We start from the raw sequence: 21992 nt of genomic DNA, 5'->3' as shown, positions 1-21992 counted from the left end.
TTTTATAGGAGACAAAATGAACTCAACTATATGGATATTTGCCTTAGGGCAAATGGGATGGGCTATGCTTGCTGGAATTATTTCTAACTGGCTTGTATATTTTTACCAACCCTCTGAAGAATCTATTTTAGCTGGCCAAACTTTATTTGTTCAACAAGGAAATGTTATTTTTAAAGTCGTCACTATAATAGGACTAATTACTTTCATTGGAAGGATATTTGATGCCTTTACAGATCCTTTGATTGCAAATCTAAGTGATAGATCAAAAAACCCAAAAGGAAGAAGGATTCCTTTTATGAAGAGAGTTGCTATTCCTTTTTCCATAGTTACCACCCTAGTTTTTTGCGCACCTAAAAATACTATTTCTTCAATTAATACATTTTGGCTTTTTATTACTCTTATGGGTTTTTATCTCTGTATGACAATTTACTGCACGCCATATAATGCTCTAATTCCTGTAATCGGTCATGATCAAAAAAGTCGAATTGCTGTTAGTACTGCAATATCTTTAACTTTCATTATAGGAACATCACTAGCATATTTAGCCCCTATAATTTGGAATATGCTCGGTTCAAGTTTTGATAGAATTACCGCTATGAGAATTACTTTTGGAGCCCTTTCTTTTATTGCTTGTATTCTAATGCTAATTCCTACCTTCTTTATAGATGAAAAAAAGCTAAAACAAGTTCAACCTAGTAATGAAAATGCCTTTGAATCTTTAAAACTTACATTTAAAAACAAAGATTTTAGAAACTTTGTTTATAGTGATGTATTATATTTCACAGCCTTAACCATTTTCCAAACTGGATTACCCTTTTTTGTAGTTTCTTTGATGAATTTAAAAGAAAGTCACAGTGCTACTTTATTTATATTAATGACTGCTTTATCCTTACTTTGGTATCCTCTAGTTAATAAAGCTGCTCCAAAATTTGGCAAGAAAAAAATTGTAATGTTTGCTTTTCTTGTATTCGCTTTAGATTACATTCTAACTGCCCTTTCAGGAATCATAGGCTTTGGTGGTTTATCTTGGGGGATTTTAGTAGTCGCTATTGCCTCTATTTCAATGGCAATTCTCGGAATCTTGCCACAAGCTATGGTTGCTGATGTAGCACAAGAAGATGAAATTAATACTAATAAAAACAGAAATGGAATGTTTTTTGCTGCTAGAACTTTCGCATTTAAATTAGGACAATCTATAGCTATGCTTATTTTTACTGGTTTCGCTGCAAAAGGTATTATCGGTTACAGACTCGCTTCATTTACAGCAGCAATTTTATGTGTCTTAGCCTGTTTAGCTCTAACTCGTTACGATGAAAAAAGAATTCTAGCTACTTGTTTAAAAGAAGGCTAATCTTCTATTTCATAAAACAAACTTCTAAAGAGATTTTGTTTAATTAAAATATCTCTTTCAGAAGTTTTTATAAATTAAATATTTCCAACTTCAGTGATACAGTGTAAATGGATGGGTCTCAAAAGCCTAAATCCTTGTGAATATTCAACTCCATCTTCCGATGCATAATTGCTATATTGATTTGTTAAATACGCTTTAAACATTTGTAATGTTTCTCCAGATAATTGACTTTTATGTTTAGACATAGCTTCAAATTGATATTCAAGTTCACTACTTATATCTACAAAGGTATTTGGTAAAGAGGTGAAATAATAACCTATTGCATTAACACTAAAAGGCTTTGTTAAAGTATTTTCTGGATAGAAGGCAAGAGAACTGCTTAGTACAGCTTGAGATGTTGCTTGCCCTACTATAATATGATCTAAATGTGCTTCATATTTATTATAGGGATCACAAACAAAAACAAAGTCACTTTTTATAGTCCTAATCAATTCTGCAATTTTATAACTTAACTCTCTTGTATCTTTTAATGATCCATCTTTATATTCAAAAAAATGAAAATGGTTAACGCCTAATACTTTTCCAGCATTAATAGCTTCTTCCTTTCTTTGTAATGCCAATTTTTCTAAGTCTTGTGTAATATCTTCTGTCCCCAATCTCCCATCAGTAACAGTTAGATAGTGTATTTCACAACCACTATCACTCAACTTTTTGATTGTTGCCCCCATTGCTATCTCGTTATCATCACTATGAGGTTGAACACATAAGATACATTTTGCTTCACTTATTTGTGGCACTTTAAAAAAATCCATTAAAAAATTATTCATTTTCAATTCTCCTTCTCAATAATTCTGTTTTTATTCTCGATAGTTCCCTTCCATCAAGTTTATAAAAATAAATCGGAATAATAGCTAACAAAAAAGCTATTGCAGGAATTATATAAACCATGAAACTAAAACCTGTTTGGAGTTTAGATGTTCTTGGAGCATTTTCTACATATTTTAAAACTACCAAACTAATACCTAAAATTAATTTTGAAATTGTTGCTCCTAACTTTGTTAAAAAAGTATTCATTGAAAAAACAATACCTTCTGATCTAAAATTATTTTTATATTCAGCATAATCTATTGTATCCATCAACATACTTGTTGTGATAATCATAGCGATTCCACTAAATAAAAATGAGAATCCAATTAAAATTAATCCAAGAATTACATTTGAATAATCTATAAAATATGGAAGAGCACAAACTACACTACCTATTATACATGTTATTATATGAGGCTTCATCAGTAAGTGTGGGTAAATTTTATAATTGAGAATTGAAAAAGAAAGGAAAAAAGAAAGAAATAAAGAATACAGATATTAGTTTTTTTAAGGAATTTATTGAAAAAGTCACCAGTTATCGTCTATTGTAGTTTTACTACAAACCAACAAAAGAGGTATAACCAGTGACTAGAACGAGCTTATTAAAAGAATTAATCGGTGTCAATAATGTAAAAGTTAAAAGTTGGGAATTAATTACAAATTCCAGTAATATTAAAGAACTTTTTATTCATGTAGAACCATATAAAAAAGAGCAGAATAAATGCCCAATCTGTGGTAGAAGATTACCAGGATATGACAAAAAGAGAACTCCTCGAAAATGGAGATCACTTAATGTTGGAAATATTCCTGTATATGTCCTAGCTAATACTAATAGAGTAACTTGTTCAGAACATGGTGTTATAACTGCAGCAGTTCCTTGGGCTAGGCATAACTCTAGATTTACTAAAGATTTTGAAAATCAAGTAGCCTGGTTAGCTTTTAATTTAAGCAAGAAAACATTATCAGAGTTTATGGGTGTTTCTTGGAATACTGTTGGTGATATTATTAATAGAGTATTAATAGATGTAGCTCCTAAATATGAAGATAGGTTTGATAATTTGGTAAATATAGGAGTTGATGAGACTAGCTATAAAAAAGGACATAATTATATTACAACAGTTGTAAATAACGATGATAGTACAGTTATATGGGCAGAGGAAGGACATAATCAAAATACTTTATCTAAATTCTTTGAATATTTAAGTCCAGAACAGAGAGCATCTATTAAGACTGTCAGTGGTGATGGAGCTAGATGGATAAAGGCTTGTCTTGATAAATATATCCCTAATGCAGAGCGTTGTATTGATCCTTTTCATACTATCTCTTGGGCACAAGTTGCACTTGATGATGTAAGAAAAGCTGCTTCTCAAAGAGCAAGAGCAATACTTGAACAGAAGGAAGGAAAACCAAAGAAGCGAGGTAGAGGACAACCTAAGAAAGGAGATGAGAAACCAATAGATGAATCAAAGATTATAAAAAATTCTAAATTTGCCTTACGCAAGAACCCTGAAAACTTAACAAAAAATCAGAGAGAAAAATTGGAAATGATAAAGCTTAATGATAATCAATTATATAGAGCATATAGGCTAAAAGAAGAGCTTAGATTTATATTCAAGCTTGATGATATGGATGAAGTTAAAGAACATTTAGATTCATGGTTATCTTGGGCTAGAAGATGTAGAATACAAAGTTTTGTAGCTTTAGGAAGGAAAATAAAACGACACTATGATGCGATTATGGCAACTAGAACATACAAAATTAGTAATGCAAAAACTGAGGCTTTAAATAACAAAATAAAACTCTGTATTAGAAGAGCTTACGGGTTTAGAAACATAAATAATTTACTCAATTCTGTACTTTTGGTTTGTAGCAACATAAAAATCCCTTTAGCTAACAGATAAAATCAGTTAACAAAGGGACTTAACAAGAAAATTAATAGGATCTAACCCACATATAGGTTAGAAGACCCTATTATATATATATTTCTTTTCTTAAATTTACTAAGCAAATAAGGAGATAAAATCATACCAAAGAGCATGCCAATAACTAAAGCTAAACCGATTAATGTCATATAGTTAGCATCACCCCAGGTATAAATTGCAAAATAGATTTGTACACTTTGGCGTATACTATTTATAAAATTTATGATAAATAAAGAAATCATTAACAATAATAATGGTTTATTATAAATAACTGTTTTGATATTTTCTTTGAAAGATATCTTTTGCTTAGGAGGTTTTATTCTCTCTTTTGAAAAAAGCCCTGTAATAAACATTAAAACACAACCAACTCCAGCAAATATTAAGGCTAAATAGAAATACGAAGATGCTAATCTTTCTCCACCAAAAAGATTTAGAATAGGCACAGATAAAACTGAAGAAATTACAACACCAACTGTTGCTCCAACTTTGCCAAAAGTTATTTGTTGATCTTTTTGTTTAGAATTGTTTGAAATTACTGATGAAAGTGCCCATATGGGTATATCACAAGAGGTATAAATCATTCCCCACAGTATGTAGGTTACTGCAGCAAAGATAATTTTGCCTTGAAGTGTTGAAGCTATATTAGAAAAACACAATACTGTGATTATACCTATAGAAAAAGAACCAAATATTAAATATGGCCTAAATTTTCCCCATCTAGTCCTTGTATTGTCTGCAATCATACCCATTATTGGATCATTTATTGCATCCCATAGACTTGCTATTATTATTATAACACTCGCAATAGATGCAGGTATTAAAAGTATATCTGTAAAATAAAACAGAATGTACATTGCCATCATGTTGTATATCAAATTTTGGCCCAATATTCCGGTACTATAAGTAATTTTTTCTGAAAATTTTACCTGGGTTTGATTTTTTTCCATAATAATTCCTTTTTTTAATTGTAACATAAATTATATGTTATTAAAGAAATTATTTTAGTTATTTCCAAGGTCTACCTTTGTTATACCAATCATATTTATTCCAATGCTGTTTATCAGCTTCACTTGCAGGAGTCTTTTTTTGAACCATTCTATATATAGAGAAGTTAAATCTAATCTTTAGACTTACTCTTTTTTTATTTATATTTTTTTTAACTTTTTTTATAGTTTTATCACATTTAGAATTTATTTCTTTTAATTTTTTTTCTGAAATACTTTTATATGAGTTAGCTGAAACAGCAAAACCAAGTTTGTATATTTTACTAATTCCAAATTGAGTAAAACTAGCTGATATTTCTTTTAATGTTTGTTTATATACAGGGCCTGCTGCTGTTGCAACAATAATCAATTGCTTATTAAACATAGCTTTTTGAGGACGATGCATTAAAAATAAAGTTGGGAAATGATCGATAAAAGTCTTTAATTGTCCACTCATATGTAAAATATAAACCGGGGTTGAAATAATTATTAGATCTGATTCTAACATTTTATCCAACATATCTAAAGTTTGATTTTTATGAGGACAATACTCGACACCTTTCTTTACACAATTTAAACATCCTGCACAATAAGGTAAATTCTCTTTTTGCAAATTTATTTCTAATATTTTATCTGCATTCATCTTTGATGCAATATCTTTAGATATACTTGAAGAGCACCCATTAGCTCTTGGAGAACCATGTATTAGAAGAATTGTCATACTAGATACCTCACTAAACTAATAGTATTATATATATTGGTAAGAAAAATAAAAACACTATATTACTTAATGCAATTGTTTTAGTCGCAAATTTGCCATCTGCCTTATATTCAACTGCAAAAATTGATGTCATAGTTAATACACAACAAGCTACTTGAATTACTAACACATCTATGGTGTAATCACTAATATATAAACCGAAAACAACAAATAATTTATAAAACGCATATGCTATAACTGGTGATAAAACAAACCTTATCAATAAAACCATTAGAGTATCTTTGTCTGGAATAAATTCTTTCATTTTCATTGTTCTAATAAACATACCTATAAAAATAAGCGACAAAGGGGTTGTCATATTTGAAACATAACCTAAAGCAGTATTTAAACTTGGAAAATATTTAATATTAAGCAAATTGAAAGCAAGTCCCACGAAAAGAGCAACCATTATTGGATTTAAAAATATATTTTTAATCTGAGTTAACCCATTTAAATGTGCATTATCAGCACCTAAATGTGTTCCATCCTTTATAATCCCTGAAATTCCAATGGTTAATGAAACTATACTACCTGCTATAAACCCCAACATAACAAGAGGAACACATTCCATTCCAAAAATCATTGTGCAAACAGGAAGTCCTAAAAAGATTGAATTTGAAATACTTCCCATCATTGCAAAAGTCCAAACTCTTCCTTTTTTTACTCTAGTTATTTTTGCGATTAAAAATGATAAATAATATAAAATTACAAATAATAAAACAGTAAGGGGCAATAATGCTCCAAACGATAATAATTCATCATGAGTTACTGAATTGACCATACTATAGAGAAGCATACAAGGTAGACTTATATTTACTAATAATTTGCTAATAAATTTAACAGCTGCATCCCCAGCCCAAGATTTATCATAAATAAAATATCCAAGTCCAAGTAAAATTACCATTGTAAGTACTACTTCTATTGCTATTTCCATTATATTCCTCAACACGTATAAAATAAAATTTCGTGTATAGTATCACAATTACTTAACTTAGTAATATAAAAATGGATTTTTTTTATTTTATTTTAGTTTTTTTCGAAGTTTTCCTGGAGTCAAATCCTCACTCTTTTTAAAAACTCTAATAAAAGATATATCACTAGTAAAACCTGCAGAAAGGGCTACTTCTTTGACACTTTTATCTGTATTTATTAATAATTGCTTAGCATATTCTACTCGTTTTTGATTAATTTTTTGCACAATCCCTATCCCACAATTTTCTTTATAGATAGTAGATAAGTAAGTATTACTTACATTCAATTCTTCACTAATTAAATAAAGGCCTAAATTTGGATTTTTAAAAGAAACATCAATAATAGCATTAACTTTTTCAATCAAATTACGGTGAGATTCACTAACTTCTCTACTTGCTTTTACTAAATTAAAGAAATTTTCTTTACTTACTTTTTTATTACTTAAGACATTAAATTTAAAGTCGTTTGCATATTGTTTCAATTCCTTTACAAATGTATTAAGTAAGTAAGAAGGTAAAAATGTATTATTTGCAAAAAATCTATCTAAACTTTTTCATATAATTTAACATCATTATTTTCAAAGGCTATTTTTAAATCCTTAATTATATATTTAGTATTATCAACATAGGCTTCAACACCTTTTGTCTTATTAAGTAAATACATACATTGTTTAAACCCAAAATAGATATCATTTATCGATATACACAAATCGCTTAATTTAAAATTAACTTTTCTACAATCAAAAGAGTTTCCTTCTAATAAATCAGTTATTTCATCTATTATTTTATTTTGGTTCATTTTGTCATCTTCTAAGTTTATAAAACCAATTAACTTTGATTCATCTTCACCTAATAAGAATTGGCAAGGTATGTCTAAAAATAATTCATCCTTTGTTTTATTAATTAATAATTTAATTTCTTCATCATCACAAATAAAAACATAGAAAGAAGAATAAGAAAAAACCACATCTAATTTGTTTAACATGTAAGTGCAATATTTATCACTATGTTTATTACTAATGACATTTAACAAAAACATTAATTGTAAAGACTCATAGTTTGTCTTTAGTCTCTCATCTTTATATGAGTCTTCTTCTAAAAGAGAATCTATTTTCTCATTTATTATTTGAAGTGAATCTTTTTGATGCTTGGTTGGTGCTAATTTATTTGCTAAATCTCTAAATGGTTTGAATAACTTTTCACTCTCTTTTAAAGAAAAAATGATTGAAAAAATAAAACTAATCAACAAAGTTAAAATAGCTGCAGCTATCAAAAAAAACATACTACTTTTATATGAAGAAACATCTATTCTAGCGACCAAATACATATTTGTAAAATCTAAAGGATAAACATATATAAAACTATCACCATCTCTCACGATTTTGCTTAGATTATTTATTGTAGTACCGTCTTTAAAATAAGTTGAGAGAACATTTGCTGTTGATTTTTTTATTAGAACCAAATGATTATCTACAAAAAAACCAAGTTCATCAACAACCGAATTATTATCGTCAATGTTGATATCATCCATGTTAAAATTGAATATAATAATTTGCTGATAATTAGATTATTCTCTATATCACTAGAAGAAGATAAGCGAGTATAATTGATCACATTTTCAACATTTAAATCATAACTAAATCCACTTTTATTATTTAAAAGGGATGTTTTCCACTTTTCAAAATTATCTTTATATTCATATCCATACTTTAGCAAATAATATTGCCTTAAATTAAAAACTCCAAAATTACAAACTACTAAGTCTATCTCTGGATAATATATAAAAACACTTTCTAAGATAGAATTTGTAGTCGTATAAGAGTTTAATATTATAGAAAAATTATAACTATCATTATCATCAAAGTTATTATTAATTATCTTTTGATTTAAAGGATCTAAAATAATGGAAGTAGAATAATTTAAAGTATTTTGAAACTGGTTTTGTAAAATAGAAACCATATATTCATTTGATTCTTGAAAATTATTTTTTAATTCTTTAGACAATTTATTAAAAAAAAAGATACTTAATGTAGCGCAAATAAGAAAAACAATAACAGAAACACTCATCATAGTATAAACGTCAAGTTATGAATGAACAAATTTGACGAGATAAGAATGTACAATTTAATCGTCTTCCTTTTTCATATGATCTTTTAATCTATATGAATTCCCTGTTATTGATATAACTTTAGCATGATGTAAAATTCTACCCAATATTGCATTTGCAATAATAGGATCTCCAAATATTTCATCCCATTGAGAAAAAGGAATATTTGTTGTGATAATAGTACTACGTTTTTCATATCGTCTATCTATTAATTGGAAAAAAAGCTTTGCGTCTAATGAATCAATTGGTAAATAACCAATCTCATCGATTATTAAACATTTGTATTTCGTAAAATGTCTTAATCTAGAATCTAATCTATTTTCAAGTTGTGCTTTTTTTAATTGCATAATCAAATCATGACATTTTATAAAATATGTTGAATATCTTTTTTTTGCTGCGCAAATACCTATTGAAGTTGCTAAATGTGATTTTCCAACTCCACTTGATCCTAGAAAAACTATGTTTTCTCCTTTTTCAATAAATCTTAAGGTTGCTAATTCTAGTATTTCATTTTTATTGATTGATGGTTGAAAATCAAAGTCAAAATCTTTTAATTCTTTTAAATGTGGAAATGCTGCAACTTTCACCATAGATCTAATCATATTCTGTTCTTTGAAATCTATTTCATAAGATGTTAATTTTATTAAAGCATCTGTTAATGAAAGATTGTTTTTAACAGAAAAATTAATTACATCATCTAAATGAATTTGCATTTGCTTTAATTTCAAATACTCTAAATTTTGTACTAATTGCTTATAACTACTACTATTATTCATTATAAATATCTCCTATTTTATTTAAATTATCTTTTGCAAGTTTATTTATATCTATATATTTGCTATTAAAGGTTAACCTAGATAATGATATGTAATCTTTTAAAGTATAATTTAGTTTTTGTGTTGATATATCATGCAAAGCAATTAGATTTGTGCTATTATATACATGAATTTTATTATCATACACTTGTAGTTTTAAAGTTGAACCTATGTATTCAGGTGGTACTGAATAGAAGTTTGATTTAAAACAAATTAAACTTTGTGGATTAACTTTAACAGTGGTGGTTTTAATTCTATAAAGGCTTCTTATTTGCTTCTGTGGTAAGGGTAATAAGAAGTCTTGTTCTTTCTTTAAATGTAGTATCGGAATTTTGCCAGTTGTTGTATGACACTTCGCATTTATTCTCTCATTTAATTCTTTTACCTTTAATACTAGCTCTTCATAAGTTATGTGACCGCTATAAGCATAAAGCTCATCTAACAATCTCATTGGCGATTCGACTTTAGCTTTTGTATTGGGTTTTCCTGCAATACAAGGTCTAACCTTAAATCCATAATCTTGGGCAAATTGACTAAATTTATTATTAATTTTGCCTTTAGAATATTCTGTTCTTGGGGTATCCATAATTGTCTTCATGTTGTCACACAAAATTTCACGTGGAACTCCTCCAAAAGTATTAAACGCATCATCAAGAAAATTAAATAATATCTCTTGGGTTTTGTCTAAAGAAATTCGATAAACTCTAAATCGTGAATAAGATAAAATTAAAACAAATATATTAATAATAACAACTTCACCACTTGAAAGAATAATTTTCATAGTTTCTTTCCAATCTAGCTGTGCTTGCTCGCCAATACTTGTTTCAAACCTTAATACACTATTATTAGAAACAGCTGATTTACGTTTGTTTTTAAAATATTTATTAAATTCAGGATGTCTAGAAATATATCCTCTAAAGGTTGATTGTTTTACATTTAATCCATGATTATCTACTAAATATTGCCATAAAACTCTTTTGTAGTAAAAGATTCTTGTTTCACTATTTAATAGTTCTTGAATTAGTGAATAGTAATCATCAATAGGTGATTTTCTATTTCTCTTTGTAACTTTCTCATAACCTTTAATATATTTTTTTACAGTTCTGCGATCACAGCCTAATTCTCTAGCTATTTCTGAAAGATTAACTTTTAAATTTGATTCTTCAATAAGTGCTTTCAATTTAACTAAATCCTCTAATTTATTAATCTCAATATTAGAATTAATTTGTTGCTCAATAATCATAAATATCCTCATCATTTTTTGATGAAAATATTATATTTGATTATTAAAATTTGTACATTCTTATCTCATCGTTTTTGTTCACACTTATCTTATCATTTATAATCATAGCTTTAAATGTCTTATATCTTGATAAACTCAATCCAAAATGTTTCTTAATCACTCTCATGCTCTACAATATAAAGTATCCTTGTAGACTTAATCAATAACTAGCTTCACTTTAGCTCCATTAACAGTCTTTCTTTTAATTTTAATAAGTAATCACTGTTTCTAGGATAATCAGAAAAAGTAAACTGAGAGGTTTCTCCCTTTTTTATTAATTCAATTGTCTTTTCTCTTCCAATTTTACTTTCAACAAGCTTTAACAATCTAAGATCAGAAAATGCTTCCATCTGTATTTCATTACGAATTGAAGAGAGAGGACCTGGATAAACTAAAAAAGGATCTCCTGCTGGAAAAGCACAATTGCCATCTGTTGTAATAAATGGGTTTATACTTTCTCTAGAGTTTTCACTTTCCCAAAAATTAAAACCCCAATGTAAAAAGCCCTCAATATCATATAGATAGAGTAAAACACCCATAATTCTATTTCTATAAGAAGGTAAAGCAATAAATCTATTTGGAACAAGATTTCCTTGAGCTATACAATAATAAGTCCAAAGATGCTTAACATTACCTTTAAATTGTTCAATGTGATCATTAGAAGGAATTGGTATTTCCACTAAGCCTTTTTCATAAAATGAATAGTCACTTAAAGCATCAATAATATTACATTCTTTTAACAAGGGTTTTACAATTTCTTTAGCCTTTTTATAATGCTCTATATCTCTAATTTTTGGTTCATCAGAAATATGGAAGAAAAGTTTATCTTTACCATAACCAAAAGATACAAATTTTTCAATTAACTGAGGAATAAACACCTCTAAAAACTCTTTGTAGGAGGGAGAAGTTGCTTCTATATGCCATCCAAATTTGTTTACCTTAGTTATAGACTTATCATCATTTTCACACATAACAACTATTTTAGGGGTATATTTTGCTCCCCATTGAGTAAATAAATGCGAAACCTCAATATATTCAATATTATTTTTCTTACAAATTTCACACCATCTTTCTAATTTTTCGAAATCAAATTGATATGATCCATTTTTAAAAACTATATCAACAAGCTGAACAGTTGTCCTCTCTTTATTATAATCAGTATCTAATGGCGGGGTGAATACTGGAGTTAATAACATATTTACATTAGATTTCTTAGTTGCAAATTCAATATATTTTTCAATCAAAGACCAATGTTTTTCGCTAAAAACATCAACTTTATGATAGTTTGCAATACTATCACAGTGAAACCATTCGGCGTGAATAATAGGCAACTTTGGCAATTTATTATTTATTGAATTAACAGTTATTGTCTCTTCAAAAAAGATTTTCTTTGTATTATTTCTTATACCTGTATTGCTTTCAAAAAGCACTTCTTCAATTTGTATAGTAACTTTTGAACTATTTGTTAAAGCACTACCATATAATGAAATCCATAATGATTTAAATTGATTAGCTAATGGGAATATATATCCATCATTATCTGTTAATAAGTCAGGATAAAGGCCTGCCATAGTATCAATATAAAATCTATCGCGATTTTCAGTAGATAGATACTCACATTTAACTAAGTTCACATCGTACAATTCATATTTTAAATTTGTAATTATATTTATTTTAAAATGACGATTTCTTATTTGTGAATCTGCCTCATTTAAAGTATAAACTAATTGAAGATTTAATTTATCATTTTGTAAAACATCAAAAACTTTTCTATTTTCTTCTTTAACTCTTTTATTTGCAAATACTTTTTCTAAAGAAGAAGCTAAATAAAATTCATAATTTGCCATATTTACTATCCTTTTGTTCCACTTAGAGCAATACCTTCTACAAATTGTTTTTGCAAGAAGATGTATAAAATAAATGGAGGTAAAAATGAGAATGTAGCTCCTGCCATTACCAAACCATAGTTTGTTGAATAAGAGCCTTTTAATGCTGCTATAGCTAATGTTAGTGTTTTCATAGCTGGTTTCGATGCAATAATTAAAGGCCATAAAAAGTCATTCCAACTAGTTATAAAGGTGAAAATAGTTAATGAAACTAAAACAGGTTTTACCAAAGGTATAACAATTGATACAAATATCCTATTTTCACCACAACCATCTATTCTAGCTGCATCGAGTAGGTCATCTGGTACTCCTACCATAAATTGTTTAATTAAAAATACACCAAATGCATTAATTATAGGTAAGATTAAGGCAGGATAAGAATTCATTAATCCCAAATTTTTCATGATAACAAATACAGGTATCATTGTAACTTGGCCTGGAATCATCAAAGTTGCTAAATATAAGGCAAAAATTTTATCTCTTAGAGGAAATTGTTTTTTTGCAAATGCATAAGCAGCCATTGAACAAAAAATTGCATTTAAGAGACATGATGAAACTGTAACTATAATCGAATTTCTTAAATTAACAAGTAAATTAAAACTATTAATTACTTTAACATAGTTTACTAAGCTGAATGTAACATTACTAAAATCTAAATCAAGCATGTCTTTTTGAGTTAATGACATTAAAGCCATATAGCAAAAAGGAAAAATTGCAGCTATAGCATTTAAGATTAACAAACACAAGAGTATATAATATATTACTTTACCATCTTTTTGTTTTATCATTATTTTTTATCTCCTTTTTCCCCTAAAAGCTTTCTTTGTAAAGCTTGTACTATAATTACTAAAACAAACATTACAATAGCGATAGATGCTGCATAACCCATGCTAAAGCTTTTAAATGCTGCATTATAAATTGTTAAGACTAGAGTAACAGTGCTCATACCAGGGCCACCATTAGTCATAGTAAATACCATATCAAATACTTGGAAAGACCAAATTGTTCCAAGCGTTACAATTAAATAAGTAACTGAAGATAAAGAGGGTATAGTAATATAGAAAAATTGTTGGAATTTTGTAGCACCATCAACTTGAGAAGCTTCATATAATTCTTTAGGTATATCCATAATACCGGCATAGTAAATTACTAAAAAATAACCTACATTTTTCCAAATTGTTGCCATGCATACTGATAGAAGAGAAGAATTTTTTCCCCCTAACCAGTTTACTGAAGGAAGATGAAAGAAATTCAATATTGTATTAACTAAACCTGAAGGTTCTAGAAAGATAGACCAAAGAGTTCCAACTAATACTGCTGATGCTATAACAGGTACAAACATTGCACTCTTAATACCTTCACCAGTTTTATTTTTAAATTTATCAGCAATTATTGCAGCAGCAATTAAAGACAAAATAGTTTGCATTGGTACAGTAATTAGTGTAAAGAGAAAAGTATTTCTGAGAGACGCAGAGATATACTGGTCTTTTAACATCCTCAAATAATTAGCTAGTCCAATCCATTGAGGACTCTGAATTACATTAAACTGTGTAAAACTATAATAGACATTCATAAAAATTGGTATTACTGAAAATACACAAATTAAAATAAAAGTTGGTAATATATAAAGATATCCCATGATAACGTCATTCTTATTTTTCATTTCCTACCCCAAAAAATATATATAAAGGGAAGGAACCCCCTTCCCTAAAATTTATTGAATAAAAATACTAGAGAACATTCTTTGAATATTCAACAGTGCGGTCTATAGCTTCTTCTGGTGTAATTTCTCCCATCATCATGAGTTGTAAATTTTTACAAAGATTGTCAAAAATAGTAGATGAAGCTTTTGCTACAGGTAAAGTATGGAAATACTGTGTATCGTTTTCATACATATCTTTAAATGCAGGATAATCATTATATTCTTCTGACTTTGTTATAGGAGTAAAAGGAGATATTTGAGTATGGAATTTAGTCATAACATCAGCTGATGTAATAAATTTCATAAGAGAAGCAGCTAATTCTTTATTCTCACTAGCACTGTTCATAATTAGTGAATCAGAAGCTACCCAAATTCCTTTTGTTTCTTGTTTCAAAGAAGGAATAAATGTCCAGTTTACATTAGCATCGGTGAAACTTTTAGCTTTATTAGCCCCTAAACATACAAAGGCTACATTACCTTGTTTAAAGTCATCTGTAACATTTGTCATTCCTAATTGAGATTCATCAATGATATCATATTTAAATCTCAAATCATAAAGGAAATTAGCTGCTTCATAAGCTGCATCATTATCTGTTAAAGCTAATTGAGTACCTTCATCATTATATATTTGGCCACCAGCTTGCCAGAAATATGGGAAGAAGTTATCGTCTAGTAAACCAATTGAAGGATCAGCCCATGATTGAGCAAAAGGCATAACACCTGGAACTTTTTCTTTGATTTGTAAACATGCTTCAATAAACTCATCCCAAGTTTCAGGTAATTCAGTTATACCTGCTTGATCTAAAATATCTTGGTTAGCATAAATTACACGAGCATTACCAACGATGAAAGGCAGGGCATATTGACCACCCATCATATTACCTTGACTATAATAATAATATTCTTCTTTCTCTTCTTGAGTAAAATATTTATCGATATCTTCTAATGAACCCATCTGGATATAATCATAGAACATTTGCATATACATATATCCAACATCAGGGCCTTCTCCAGAAGCAAAACCAGTTAAATATTTTTCTTCATAACCACCCCAAGGTGTAATTTCTATAGATAAATCAACATTATTATCATCAGCCCAAGTTTGCAAAGTTTCACTCCAAAATTGTTCATCTAAGATATCACTATCTGTAGCAGCAAAGGGAGGTAACCAAAGTAACATTTCAGTTTTTTTAGCTTCTTTACTAGTTGTTTGTTCACTATTACCACTAGCGAAAACAACACTTGAAGAAAAGAGAGCAACCAACAAAATTATTGTTGTTAATTTTTTCATAAACGTATCTCCTAAATTTTAGGTATATAGAATCAATCTATAAACCAATTTTGTTTATATTTTAGGCTTTTAAGCCTTATATTTTTTTAAGCTAAAATAGCTCAATTATCTACATTTCTTTATTTTGTTTCTTTATATGAATGCTAAAAAGATAAAAACCTTAATAATAAGTAGCTTTTGAAAAAAATAGTTCTTATCAAATTTATTGATTAATTCTATCTATATATTTCTTAATTAATCAATTTCCAATTTTTTAGCTTAACTAATGAAAATTAACATTTTTTTAACTTTAATTTAAAATCTATATGATAATTACTTATTGGACAAGTAAATATTTTTTTTGAAAAAATTAAATTTATATTAAAAAAGTTTTTTTCTTTATTTAATTTTATGCATTTTTTTTGTATATTTATTTAAAAAAATATATTTTATCAATATTATTGTTTATTTCTGAGTGAAAAAATTATTAATTTTGAATAAGATATATTTCTTATATTAATGCTTGATTTTTTGACAAAAATTTAGTATTTTACTTATGTACCCTCTTAGGAAAAATGAGGGGGTGTACCGGTTTCGACTGGCGTAGATCAGGCCAGTGGCTGCAAGCGGAGCGCCAACTCCAAAAACTAGCAAACAAAATTAACTGCTAAAAAAGACGAAGAATACTTCGAAACTGCAGAATACGCTTTCGCTGCTTAATAGTAGCTTGCGTACAGGCTTTTAGAGTGCCGCTCTTAACTCTAAGATGCTTGTAACAATAAGGGCTTACTTTTATACTTGCTAGCGATATAAAAGGACAAATTAGTTAGCTTGGATGAAGTAAAGTTTGTTAATGTGCTAGACTTCATCGACAATTATTCATTAACTAAGCTTGTAGACGTCAGTGGGTGGCACGTTAGGACGGGGGTTCGAATCCCCCCACCTCCATTATCAAGATACGCGTTTATTAAGAATTATTTCTTAATAAACGTTTTTTTTATGTAAAATTTTAAATATTTTTTATTGATTTATCTTAAAGTGTAAGCCATATTATAATTAAATGAATATTTTAAATTAGCAAATTATTCATTTTAGGAGTCCAATCTATGAATAATGAAGAAAATAATAATGTAATTTTAATTAAGAAAAATTCTACAAACAAAGAAATTAATTTAAATGAAATAAAGAAACTTACATTAGAAGATGGACTAATATGGATAAATCTCAACTTTAACTCAAAGCAAAGTAACTTTTGGCTAAAAAATGAAAGTAATGTTGATGAAGTTGTACTTGATGCTCTCTTAGCAGAAGACACTCGACCAAGGTATTTTATTCATGATGATGGAGCCTTATTAATACTTAGAGCAATAAATTTAAATCCGGGTTTTGCTGCTGATGATATGGTGTCATTACGGCTTTGGATTGATAAGTCTAAAATAATTACAATTTACAAAAGGAATGTTATAGCAATAAGTGATTTAAAAGAGGAAATTTTAAAAAACAAAGGTCCAAAAACTCAAGGTGAATTTATATCAAGATTAACAAAATTTATTTCTTTAAGAATGTCAGAATCTATAAATAGTATATCCACTCAAGTAGATGAAATTGAAGAATCAGTATTCGACAATAAAGATAAACCTGAAGGTTCTATTATAAGTGAATTGCGTCGTCAAATTATAAGAATAAGGAGATATCTAGCACCTCAAGCTGAGATATTGTGTGAAATACAAAAAGAAGATATAACTTTTTTTTCAAATAATGATTTAGCTTTATTGAGAGAAACAGCAGATAGACTTACTAGATACGTAGAAGATTTAGATGCTGCGAAAGAAAGAATCACAGTAGTAAAAGATGAGGCTCAAAGTCAACTTGCAACACGAATGAACAATACTATGTATCTATTATCTATTATAACAGCAATATTTTTACCTTTAGGTTTAATTACTAGCTTATTAGGTATAAATGTCGCTGGTATTCCCTTTAGTAATAATCCCTTTGCTTTTACCTTTGTAACTCTTCTTTTAATAATAATAGCCATCATTCAAATTATAATATTTAAACATAAAAATATAATGTAAATAGTTTTCCGTAAAACTTATCTATCGCCTCCTTAGTAACTTATTTTTGTGTATGTATTCTAGTAAATATGATACAATTAGATAACTTTGCTAAAGGAGTAATTCATTGTTTAATAATAAATTAATTAGTAACAAGGTATATTTATTTACTATATTTGGAATCTTTGCAACCTTTTTAGTTTTAACATTTTGTCTTTACACTTTTTATTATAATAAAACCAATTTAATCAAATCAATAAACAATGAATTAAATATTATAAACAACTCTGCAGCAACATCTATAGAAGAGAATTTAGATCAGCTATCTACAATTTCAATGAATGTAGTATATTCAAACGGTATCAAATCAAACTTCAGTGAATTCACTAAACTATATCCTAATATTGATTTTCCTAACGATGAGATCTTTTATTCAACTAGGGAAAAAGCTTTAGCTATTTCTGAATATATTTTTGCTATGATTGGACCAGTTCAATCTACTAGCAGAGTTAATATATACTCTTTTGATAATGCCATGATTAAATTAGGTTTTAGCACAACTTTTACTGATGTTGATTTAATAAATTTTGATTGGTATCAACCAACAGTAGCCTTAAATGGGAAAAAATATATTACAACACCTCACCGAATATCAGATATCCCTAACTATTCAATTTCCGATGTTGAAAATAAATACATATCCTTACTTCGAGTATTTTTTAATAAATACCAACAAAAAGAAGGAATTTTAGAAATTGTTCAAAATTGCAACAAAATATTTGAAAATCCTCTAGAATTAATGAAATCTCGAGATGAATTTAAAATTTTTGTTTTTAATGAAAGAGATGAATTAATTTTCCCATTTTCTGATTATCTTTATGAAGACTTTGGGTATGAAAAATCAATTGTTAATATTAGTTATAAAAATTTGATTAACAATGATAATTTTCTAATTAGCAAAACTGCCATTGATGACTACGAGTGGAATGTTGTAGTGGTTTTATCAAAAACAATAGTAAATGAACAAATGCACAAGATACAACAAAATTTCATCATTCTTCTATTTATAACTCTATGTATAACTTTAATTATTTGTTTTATAATTTCTAGTTCCTTAACTTCTCCAATTAATAAACTAAAACAAATTACGAATGAAACAGATTTAAAGAAAATAATAACTACAGATTATAAAAAAGTTGACGTGCCAAAGATAAAAATAAAAGAAATAGCTCAATTGTGGGAAGCATATGAAATGATGATCAAAGAATTAAAACAAACTTCTTCTGAAGTTTTACTTTTACAAACTGAAGAGATGAAAACAAAACTATTAATGTCTCAATCTTTTGTTAAACCACATTTTATATATAACTGTTTAGGGAATATCAGTGTAATGGCTGAGGAAAATTTAAATGCTGAAATTTCTCAAATGTGTACATCTTTAGCCACCTATCTTAGATATTTATCTGCTACATCACAAACCATGGATGAAACTATTGAGAAAGAAGCTTTAAACGCTAAGCATTATTTAAATATTATGCAACTCAGATACCAAGAAGATTTTAACTATGAAATTATTTATGATAAGTCAATAAAAGATATAAAAATTCCTAAGCTAATTTTACAATCTCTCATTGAAAATGCATTTAAACATGGTTTTGTTAATGATCCTCCTTGGGTTTTAAAAATTCAATTTAAAGTTGAGAATAATAAATGGAAGGCTATCATTTTTGACAATGGTGGGAATTTCTCAAATGAAAAAAAAGAATCAATTTTAAATAAATTTAAAAATCTAAATATCAATGAAGAACTGAATAATTTTCACATAGGAAATTTTGGACTAAAAAATACTTTTATCCGATTAAAAATGAGATATAAAGAAGATGCAATTTTTGAAATTGATAACTCTAAAGAAAATGAAACTATAATTATAATTGGAGGAGTAATAACTAATTATGGAAAAGAAAAAAATTAAAATCTTAATAGTTGAAGATGAAACTTTACTAAGAAAATATTTAATAAAACTTATAAAAACCATCGACGACATTCCATTAGAGATAGTATGTGAAGCAAAAAATGGTATAGAAGCTTATAAAATAGTTGAAGAACAAATCCCAGATTTAATAATAAGTGATATTAAAATGCCTGGAGGTAACGGACTCGACTTAGCAAAACGAGTCCATGAAAATTACCCCGCTATTAAATTTATTATCTTAAGTGGCTATGATGAATTCTCCTATGCTCAAAAAGCTTTGAGAAGTGGTGTAAAAGATTATTTATTAAAGCCCATTGATAAAAAATTACTTTTCAAAACAATAATTAGAATCTCAAATCAAATATTCAGTGAAAATGGCACATTCATTATTAATAAATCAAATCAGGATAAAAAACAGATGTGCGATTTTGTAATAAATTATTTAAATAATAATTATACAAAAGAAATAAGTATTGCTAATTTAAGTGAAAAATGTGGTTTTAGCCAAGAATATTTAGGAAAAATATTTAAAAAATATACCAACCAAACAATCTCCCAATATATTATTAATCTCAGAATAACTAAAGCAGAACACCTTTTAATTAAATATCCTGATATGGAAATATATCGAATAGCTGAATTGGTTGGATATGAAGATAAAAGTTTTTATTTTAGTAGGATGTTTAAAAGTAAAACTGGAATGCAACCTTCCGAATATAGAAAATCACACAAGATATAACATCACATCCCTTAAAAAATATCCACTATCTTTTATTATTCTTTTACAATCATTCTCATAATCAACAAAAGTTATACCAAATCTTTTTGAATATCCATATGCCCATTCAAAATTATCCAATAGAGACCAAGCAAAATAACCTTTCAATGGAATATTCTCATCAATTGCTTGTAAACAACACTTTAAATGCGCATTGAAATAATCTATTCTATCCAAATCGTGGACTCTATTATCACTAGTAACTGTATCATTGGTTGCAATACCATTTTCAGTTATGTAAATATCTATATTATTCGTATCTTTATTCAAAGTTTTTAAAAACCTTAAAAGCCCTTCTGGAACAATATCCCAGCCCATCTGAGTTTTTTTCTGCCACGAATTCACTTTTTTAGCATTAAATGTGGAGTTTTCATCAAATTTTATTTTATCCTCACTGTAATAATTCAGACCTATAAAATCAATATTCTGATTAATATTTTTTAAATCATTAATCTCAATGGGAAATTTAAATTTTAATTTTTCTTGGATAACAGGCGGATAAAAACCTTTAAATATTGGAAAAACAAAAATATCTGTATATAAAGCTTTTATAAATCTAGCTATTTCTATATCTTTTCTATCTCTGCTAGCAGGCTGAGGATATATAGCATTTATAGTAATTCCAATCTGCCCCTGACAAGATGATTTTCTAAACTCTTGGACAGCTAAACCATGAGCTAAATTTAAATGATGAGCAACTATTAATGTTTCTTTTAAACTTTTATGCCCAGGTGCATGTCTACCTTCAAAATGACTGACAAAACTTGAACAAAAAGGTTCATTTAAAGTAATCCAATTTTTAACTTCTGATGAAAACTCTTTAAAACAAAAAGCTGCATAATCTCTAAAAGCATAAGCACAATCCCTATTTGTCCAATCACCTAATGCAGATGGTAAATCCCAATGATATAACGTTACAAATGGAGTTATATTATTATCTAACAATTCTTTTAATACTCTATGATAATATTTTACACCTGCCTCGTTAACAGGCCCAATTCCTAAAGGAAATATTCTTGACCACGCAAAAGAAAATCTATATGCAGAAAATCCTAATTCTTTTAAAATCGCTATATCTTCTTTATATTTATGATAAGAATCACAAGCAATATCACCATTTTCATTATTATATACTTTTCCTTTAGTGTGAGCAAAATCATCCCAGATAGTTTTTCCCCTACCACCTAGGTTTACACCACCTTCTATTTGATATGCTGCGGTAGCACATCCGAATATAAAATCTTTATTAAACTTTAGATTTCCCATAAA

Annotated in this window: 20 protein-coding genes and 1 other RNA gene; 6 read left to right on the top strand and 15 right to left on the bottom strand. The window is 27.9% G+C overall.

Annotated elements, in window-relative coordinates; translation table 11 throughout:
• Positions 1 to 16: 16 nt before the first annotated feature.
• Complete coding sequence (locus tag ACZ5SO_RS03800; RefSeq protein ID WP_464626901.1) at positions 17 to 1351, top strand: MFS transporter; 1335 nt, start codon at positions 17 to 19, stop codon at positions 1349 to 1351.
• Positions 1352 to 1425: 74 nt separating this feature from the next.
• Here ACZ5SO_RS03800 and ACZ5SO_RS03795 read toward each other — a convergent pair whose 3' ends face one another.
• On the bottom strand, positions 1426 to 2178 hold the full coding sequence (locus ACZ5SO_RS03795; RefSeq protein ID WP_464626900.1) for a PIG-L deacetylase family protein: 753 nt from the start codon (positions 2176 to 2178) through the stop codon (positions 1426 to 1428).
• The gene (locus ACZ5SO_RS03790; protein WP_464626898.1) at positions 2171 to 2641 is read right to left on the bottom strand and encodes an MFS transporter; all 471 of its coding nucleotides are present in this window, start codon (positions 2639 to 2641) and stop codon (positions 2171 to 2173) included. Before ACZ5SO_RS03790 ends, ACZ5SO_RS03795 begins: the two co-directional genes overlap by 8 nt.
• Positions 2642 to 2802: 161 nt before the next feature.
• Between ACZ5SO_RS03790 and ACZ5SO_RS03785 the strand changes: the two genes are divergently transcribed.
• Positions 2803 to 4119: an ISL3 family transposase gene (locus ACZ5SO_RS03785; protein ID WP_464626896.1), complete on the top strand. Its 1317-nt coding sequence runs from the start codon at positions 2803 to 2805 to the stop codon at positions 4117 to 4119.
• A gap of 41 nt (positions 4120 to 4160) precedes the next feature.
• Here the strand turns inward: ACZ5SO_RS03785 and ACZ5SO_RS03780 are convergent, their stop codons facing one another.
• The 12 genes from ACZ5SO_RS03780 to ACZ5SO_RS03725 form a co-directional block, all read right to left on the bottom strand.
• Positions 4161 to 5087 (bottom strand): glycoside-pentoside-hexuronide (GPH):cation symporter, encoded by a 927-nt coding sequence (locus ACZ5SO_RS03780; RefSeq protein ID WP_464626894.1) that lies wholly within the window; start codon positions 5085 to 5087, stop codon positions 4161 to 4163.
• Between the two features lie 58 nt (positions 5088 to 5145).
• Positions 5146 to 5844, bottom strand: coding sequence for a flavodoxin family protein (locus tag ACZ5SO_RS03775; RefSeq protein WP_464626893.1), 699 nt, complete (start codon positions 5842 to 5844; stop codon positions 5146 to 5148).
• A 13-nt stretch (positions 5845 to 5857) separates the two neighbouring features.
• Positions 5858 to 6817, bottom strand: a complete 960-nt coding sequence (locus ACZ5SO_RS03770; RefSeq protein ID WP_464626892.1) for an AEC family transporter — start codon at positions 6815 to 6817, stop codon at positions 5858 to 5860.
• Positions 6818 to 6904: 87 nt separating this feature from the next.
• Positions 6905 to 7336 carry a helix-turn-helix domain-containing protein gene (locus tag ACZ5SO_RS03765; protein WP_464626890.1) on the bottom strand — a complete coding sequence of 144 codons (432 nt, stop codon included), beginning with the start codon at positions 7334 to 7336 and terminating at the stop codon, positions 6905 to 6907.
• Between the two features lie 62 nt (positions 7337 to 7398).
• Positions 7399 to 8385, bottom strand: a complete 987-nt coding sequence (locus tag ACZ5SO_RS03760) for a hypothetical protein (RefSeq protein WP_464626889.1) — start codon at positions 8383 to 8385, stop codon at positions 7399 to 7401.
• Positions 8325 to 8858: a hypothetical protein gene (locus tag ACZ5SO_RS03755; RefSeq protein ID WP_464626887.1), complete on the bottom strand. Its 534-nt coding sequence runs from the start codon at positions 8856 to 8858 to the stop codon at positions 8325 to 8327. The genes ACZ5SO_RS03760 and ACZ5SO_RS03755 overlap by 61 nt, the downstream gene beginning before the upstream one ends.
• Positions 8859 to 8978: 120 nt before the next feature.
• Positions 8979 to 9737 carry an IS21-like element helper ATPase IstB gene (gene istB / locus ACZ5SO_RS03750; RefSeq protein ID WP_464624634.1) on the bottom strand — a complete coding sequence of 253 codons (759 nt, stop codon included), beginning with the start codon at positions 9735 to 9737 and terminating at the stop codon, positions 8979 to 8981.
• Positions 9730 to 11019, bottom strand: coding sequence for an IS21 family transposase (istA, locus tag ACZ5SO_RS03745; RefSeq protein ID WP_464626886.1), 1290 nt, complete (start codon positions 11017 to 11019; stop codon positions 9730 to 9732). Before istA ends, istB begins: the two co-directional genes overlap by 8 nt.
• A gap of 212 nt (positions 11020 to 11231) precedes the next feature.
• Positions 11232 to 12905 carry a DUF4091 domain-containing protein gene (locus tag ACZ5SO_RS03740; protein WP_464626885.1) on the bottom strand — a complete coding sequence of 558 codons (1674 nt, stop codon included), beginning with the start codon at positions 12903 to 12905 and terminating at the stop codon, positions 11232 to 11234.
• A gap of 5 nt (positions 12906 to 12910) precedes the next feature.
• Complete coding sequence (locus tag ACZ5SO_RS03735) at positions 12911 to 13732, bottom strand: carbohydrate ABC transporter permease (RefSeq protein ID WP_464626883.1); 822 nt, start codon at positions 13730 to 13732, stop codon at positions 12911 to 12913.
• Positions 13732 to 14607: a carbohydrate ABC transporter permease gene (locus tag ACZ5SO_RS03730; RefSeq protein ID WP_464626881.1), complete on the bottom strand. Its 876-nt coding sequence runs from the start codon at positions 14605 to 14607 to the stop codon at positions 13732 to 13734. The genes ACZ5SO_RS03735 and ACZ5SO_RS03730 overlap by 1 nt, the downstream gene beginning before the upstream one ends.
• Before the next feature lie 67 nt (positions 14608 to 14674).
• Positions 14675 to 15937 (bottom strand): ABC transporter substrate-binding protein, encoded by a 1263-nt coding sequence (locus ACZ5SO_RS03725; protein WP_464626880.1) that lies wholly within the window; start codon positions 15935 to 15937, stop codon positions 14675 to 14677.
• A gap of 558 nt (positions 15938 to 16495) precedes the next feature.
• On the opposite strand from ACZ5SO_RS03725, the gene ssrA reads away from it, so the two are divergent.
• The 4 genes from ssrA to ACZ5SO_RS03705 all read left to right on the top strand — a co-directional run bounded on the left by ssrA (position 16496) and on the right by ACZ5SO_RS03705 (position 20684).
• Positions 16496 to 16867, top strand: a transfer-messenger RNA (tmRNA) gene (gene ssrA, locus ACZ5SO_RS03720).
• A gap of 155 nt (positions 16868 to 17022) precedes the next feature.
• Positions 17023 to 17994 carry a CorA family divalent cation transporter gene (locus ACZ5SO_RS03715; RefSeq protein WP_464626878.1) on the top strand — a complete coding sequence of 324 codons (972 nt, stop codon included), beginning with the start codon at positions 17023 to 17025 and terminating at the stop codon, positions 17992 to 17994.
• 106 nt (positions 17995 to 18100) lie between these two features.
• Positions 18101 to 19945, top strand: coding sequence for a sensor histidine kinase (locus ACZ5SO_RS03710; RefSeq protein WP_464626877.1), 1845 nt, complete (start codon positions 18101 to 18103; stop codon positions 19943 to 19945).
• Positions 19926 to 20684 carry a response regulator transcription factor gene (locus tag ACZ5SO_RS03705; protein WP_464626876.1) on the top strand — a complete coding sequence of 253 codons (759 nt, stop codon included), beginning with the start codon at positions 19926 to 19928 and terminating at the stop codon, positions 20682 to 20684. The genes ACZ5SO_RS03710 and ACZ5SO_RS03705 overlap by 20 nt, the downstream gene beginning before the upstream one ends.
• Here ACZ5SO_RS03705 and ACZ5SO_RS03700 read toward each other — a convergent pair.
• Positions 20670 to 21989: a GH1 family beta-glucosidase gene (locus ACZ5SO_RS03700; protein ID WP_464626875.1), complete on the bottom strand. Its 1320-nt coding sequence runs from the start codon at positions 21987 to 21989 to the stop codon at positions 20670 to 20672. The genes ACZ5SO_RS03705 and ACZ5SO_RS03700 overlap by 15 nt on opposite strands.
• Positions 21990 to 21992: the final 3 nt, after the last annotated feature.

This window comes from Pleomorphochaeta naphthae, assembly GCF_055396005.1.
The sequence above is the reverse complement of the archived record's forward strand: the minus strand, read 5'-3'. Positions and strand labels throughout refer to the sequence as shown.

Excerpts from the sequence above, each read along its gene's own strand:
- ACZ5SO_RS03800 (WP_464626901.1), top strand. The coding sequence starts at position 17 with ATGAACTCAACTATATGGATATTTGCCTTAGGGCAAATGGGATGGGCT.
- ACZ5SO_RS03795 (WP_464626900.1), bottom strand. The coding sequence starts at position 2,178 with ATGAATAATTTTTTAATGGATTTTTTTAAAGTGCCACAAATAAGTGAA.
- ACZ5SO_RS03790 (WP_464626898.1), bottom strand. The coding sequence starts at position 2,641 with ATGAAGCCTCATATAATAACATGTATAATAGGTAGTGTAGTTTGTGCT.
- ACZ5SO_RS03780 (WP_464626894.1), bottom strand. The coding sequence starts at position 5,087 with ATGGAAAAAAATCAAACCCAGGTAAAATTTTCAGAAAAAATTACTTAT.
- ACZ5SO_RS03775 (WP_464626893.1), bottom strand. The coding sequence starts at position 5,844 with ATGACAATTCTTCTAATACATGGTTCTCCAAGAGCTAATGGGTGCTCT.
- ACZ5SO_RS03770 (WP_464626892.1), bottom strand. The coding sequence starts at position 6,817 with ATGGAAATAGCAATAGAAGTAGTACTTACAATGGTAATTTTACTTGGA.
- ACZ5SO_RS03760 (WP_464626889.1), bottom strand. The coding sequence starts at position 8,385 with ATGGATGATATCAACATTGACGATAATAATTCGGTTGTTGATGAACTT.
- istB (WP_464624634.1), bottom strand. The coding sequence starts at position 9,737 with ATGAATAATAGTAGTAGTTATAAGCAATTAGTACAAAATTTAGAGTAT.
- istA (WP_464626886.1), bottom strand. The coding sequence starts at position 11,019 with ATGATTATTGAGCAACAAATTAATTCTAATATTGAGATTAATAAATTA.
- ACZ5SO_RS03740 (WP_464626885.1), bottom strand. The coding sequence starts at position 12,905 with ATGGCAAATTATGAATTTTATTTAGCTTCTTCTTTAGAAAAAGTATTT.
- ACZ5SO_RS03735 (WP_464626883.1), bottom strand. The coding sequence starts at position 13,732 with ATGATAAAACAAAAAGATGGTAAAGTAATATATTATATACTCTTGTGT.
- ACZ5SO_RS03730 (WP_464626881.1), bottom strand. The coding sequence starts at position 14,607 with ATGAAAAATAAGAATGACGTTATCATGGGATATCTTTATATATTACCA.
- ACZ5SO_RS03725 (WP_464626880.1), bottom strand. The coding sequence starts at position 15,937 with ATGAAAAAATTAACAACAATAATTTTGTTGGTTGCTCTCTTTTCTTCA.
- ACZ5SO_RS03715 (WP_464626878.1), top strand. The coding sequence starts at position 17,023 with ATGAATAATGAAGAAAATAATAATGTAATTTTAATTAAGAAAAATTCT.
- ACZ5SO_RS03705 (WP_464626876.1), top strand. The coding sequence starts at position 19,926 with ATGGAAAAGAAAAAAATTAAAATCTTAATAGTTGAAGATGAAACTTTA.
- ACZ5SO_RS03700 (WP_464626875.1), bottom strand. The coding sequence starts at position 21,989 with ATGGGAAATCTAAAGTTTAATAAAGATTTTATATTCGGATGTGCTACC.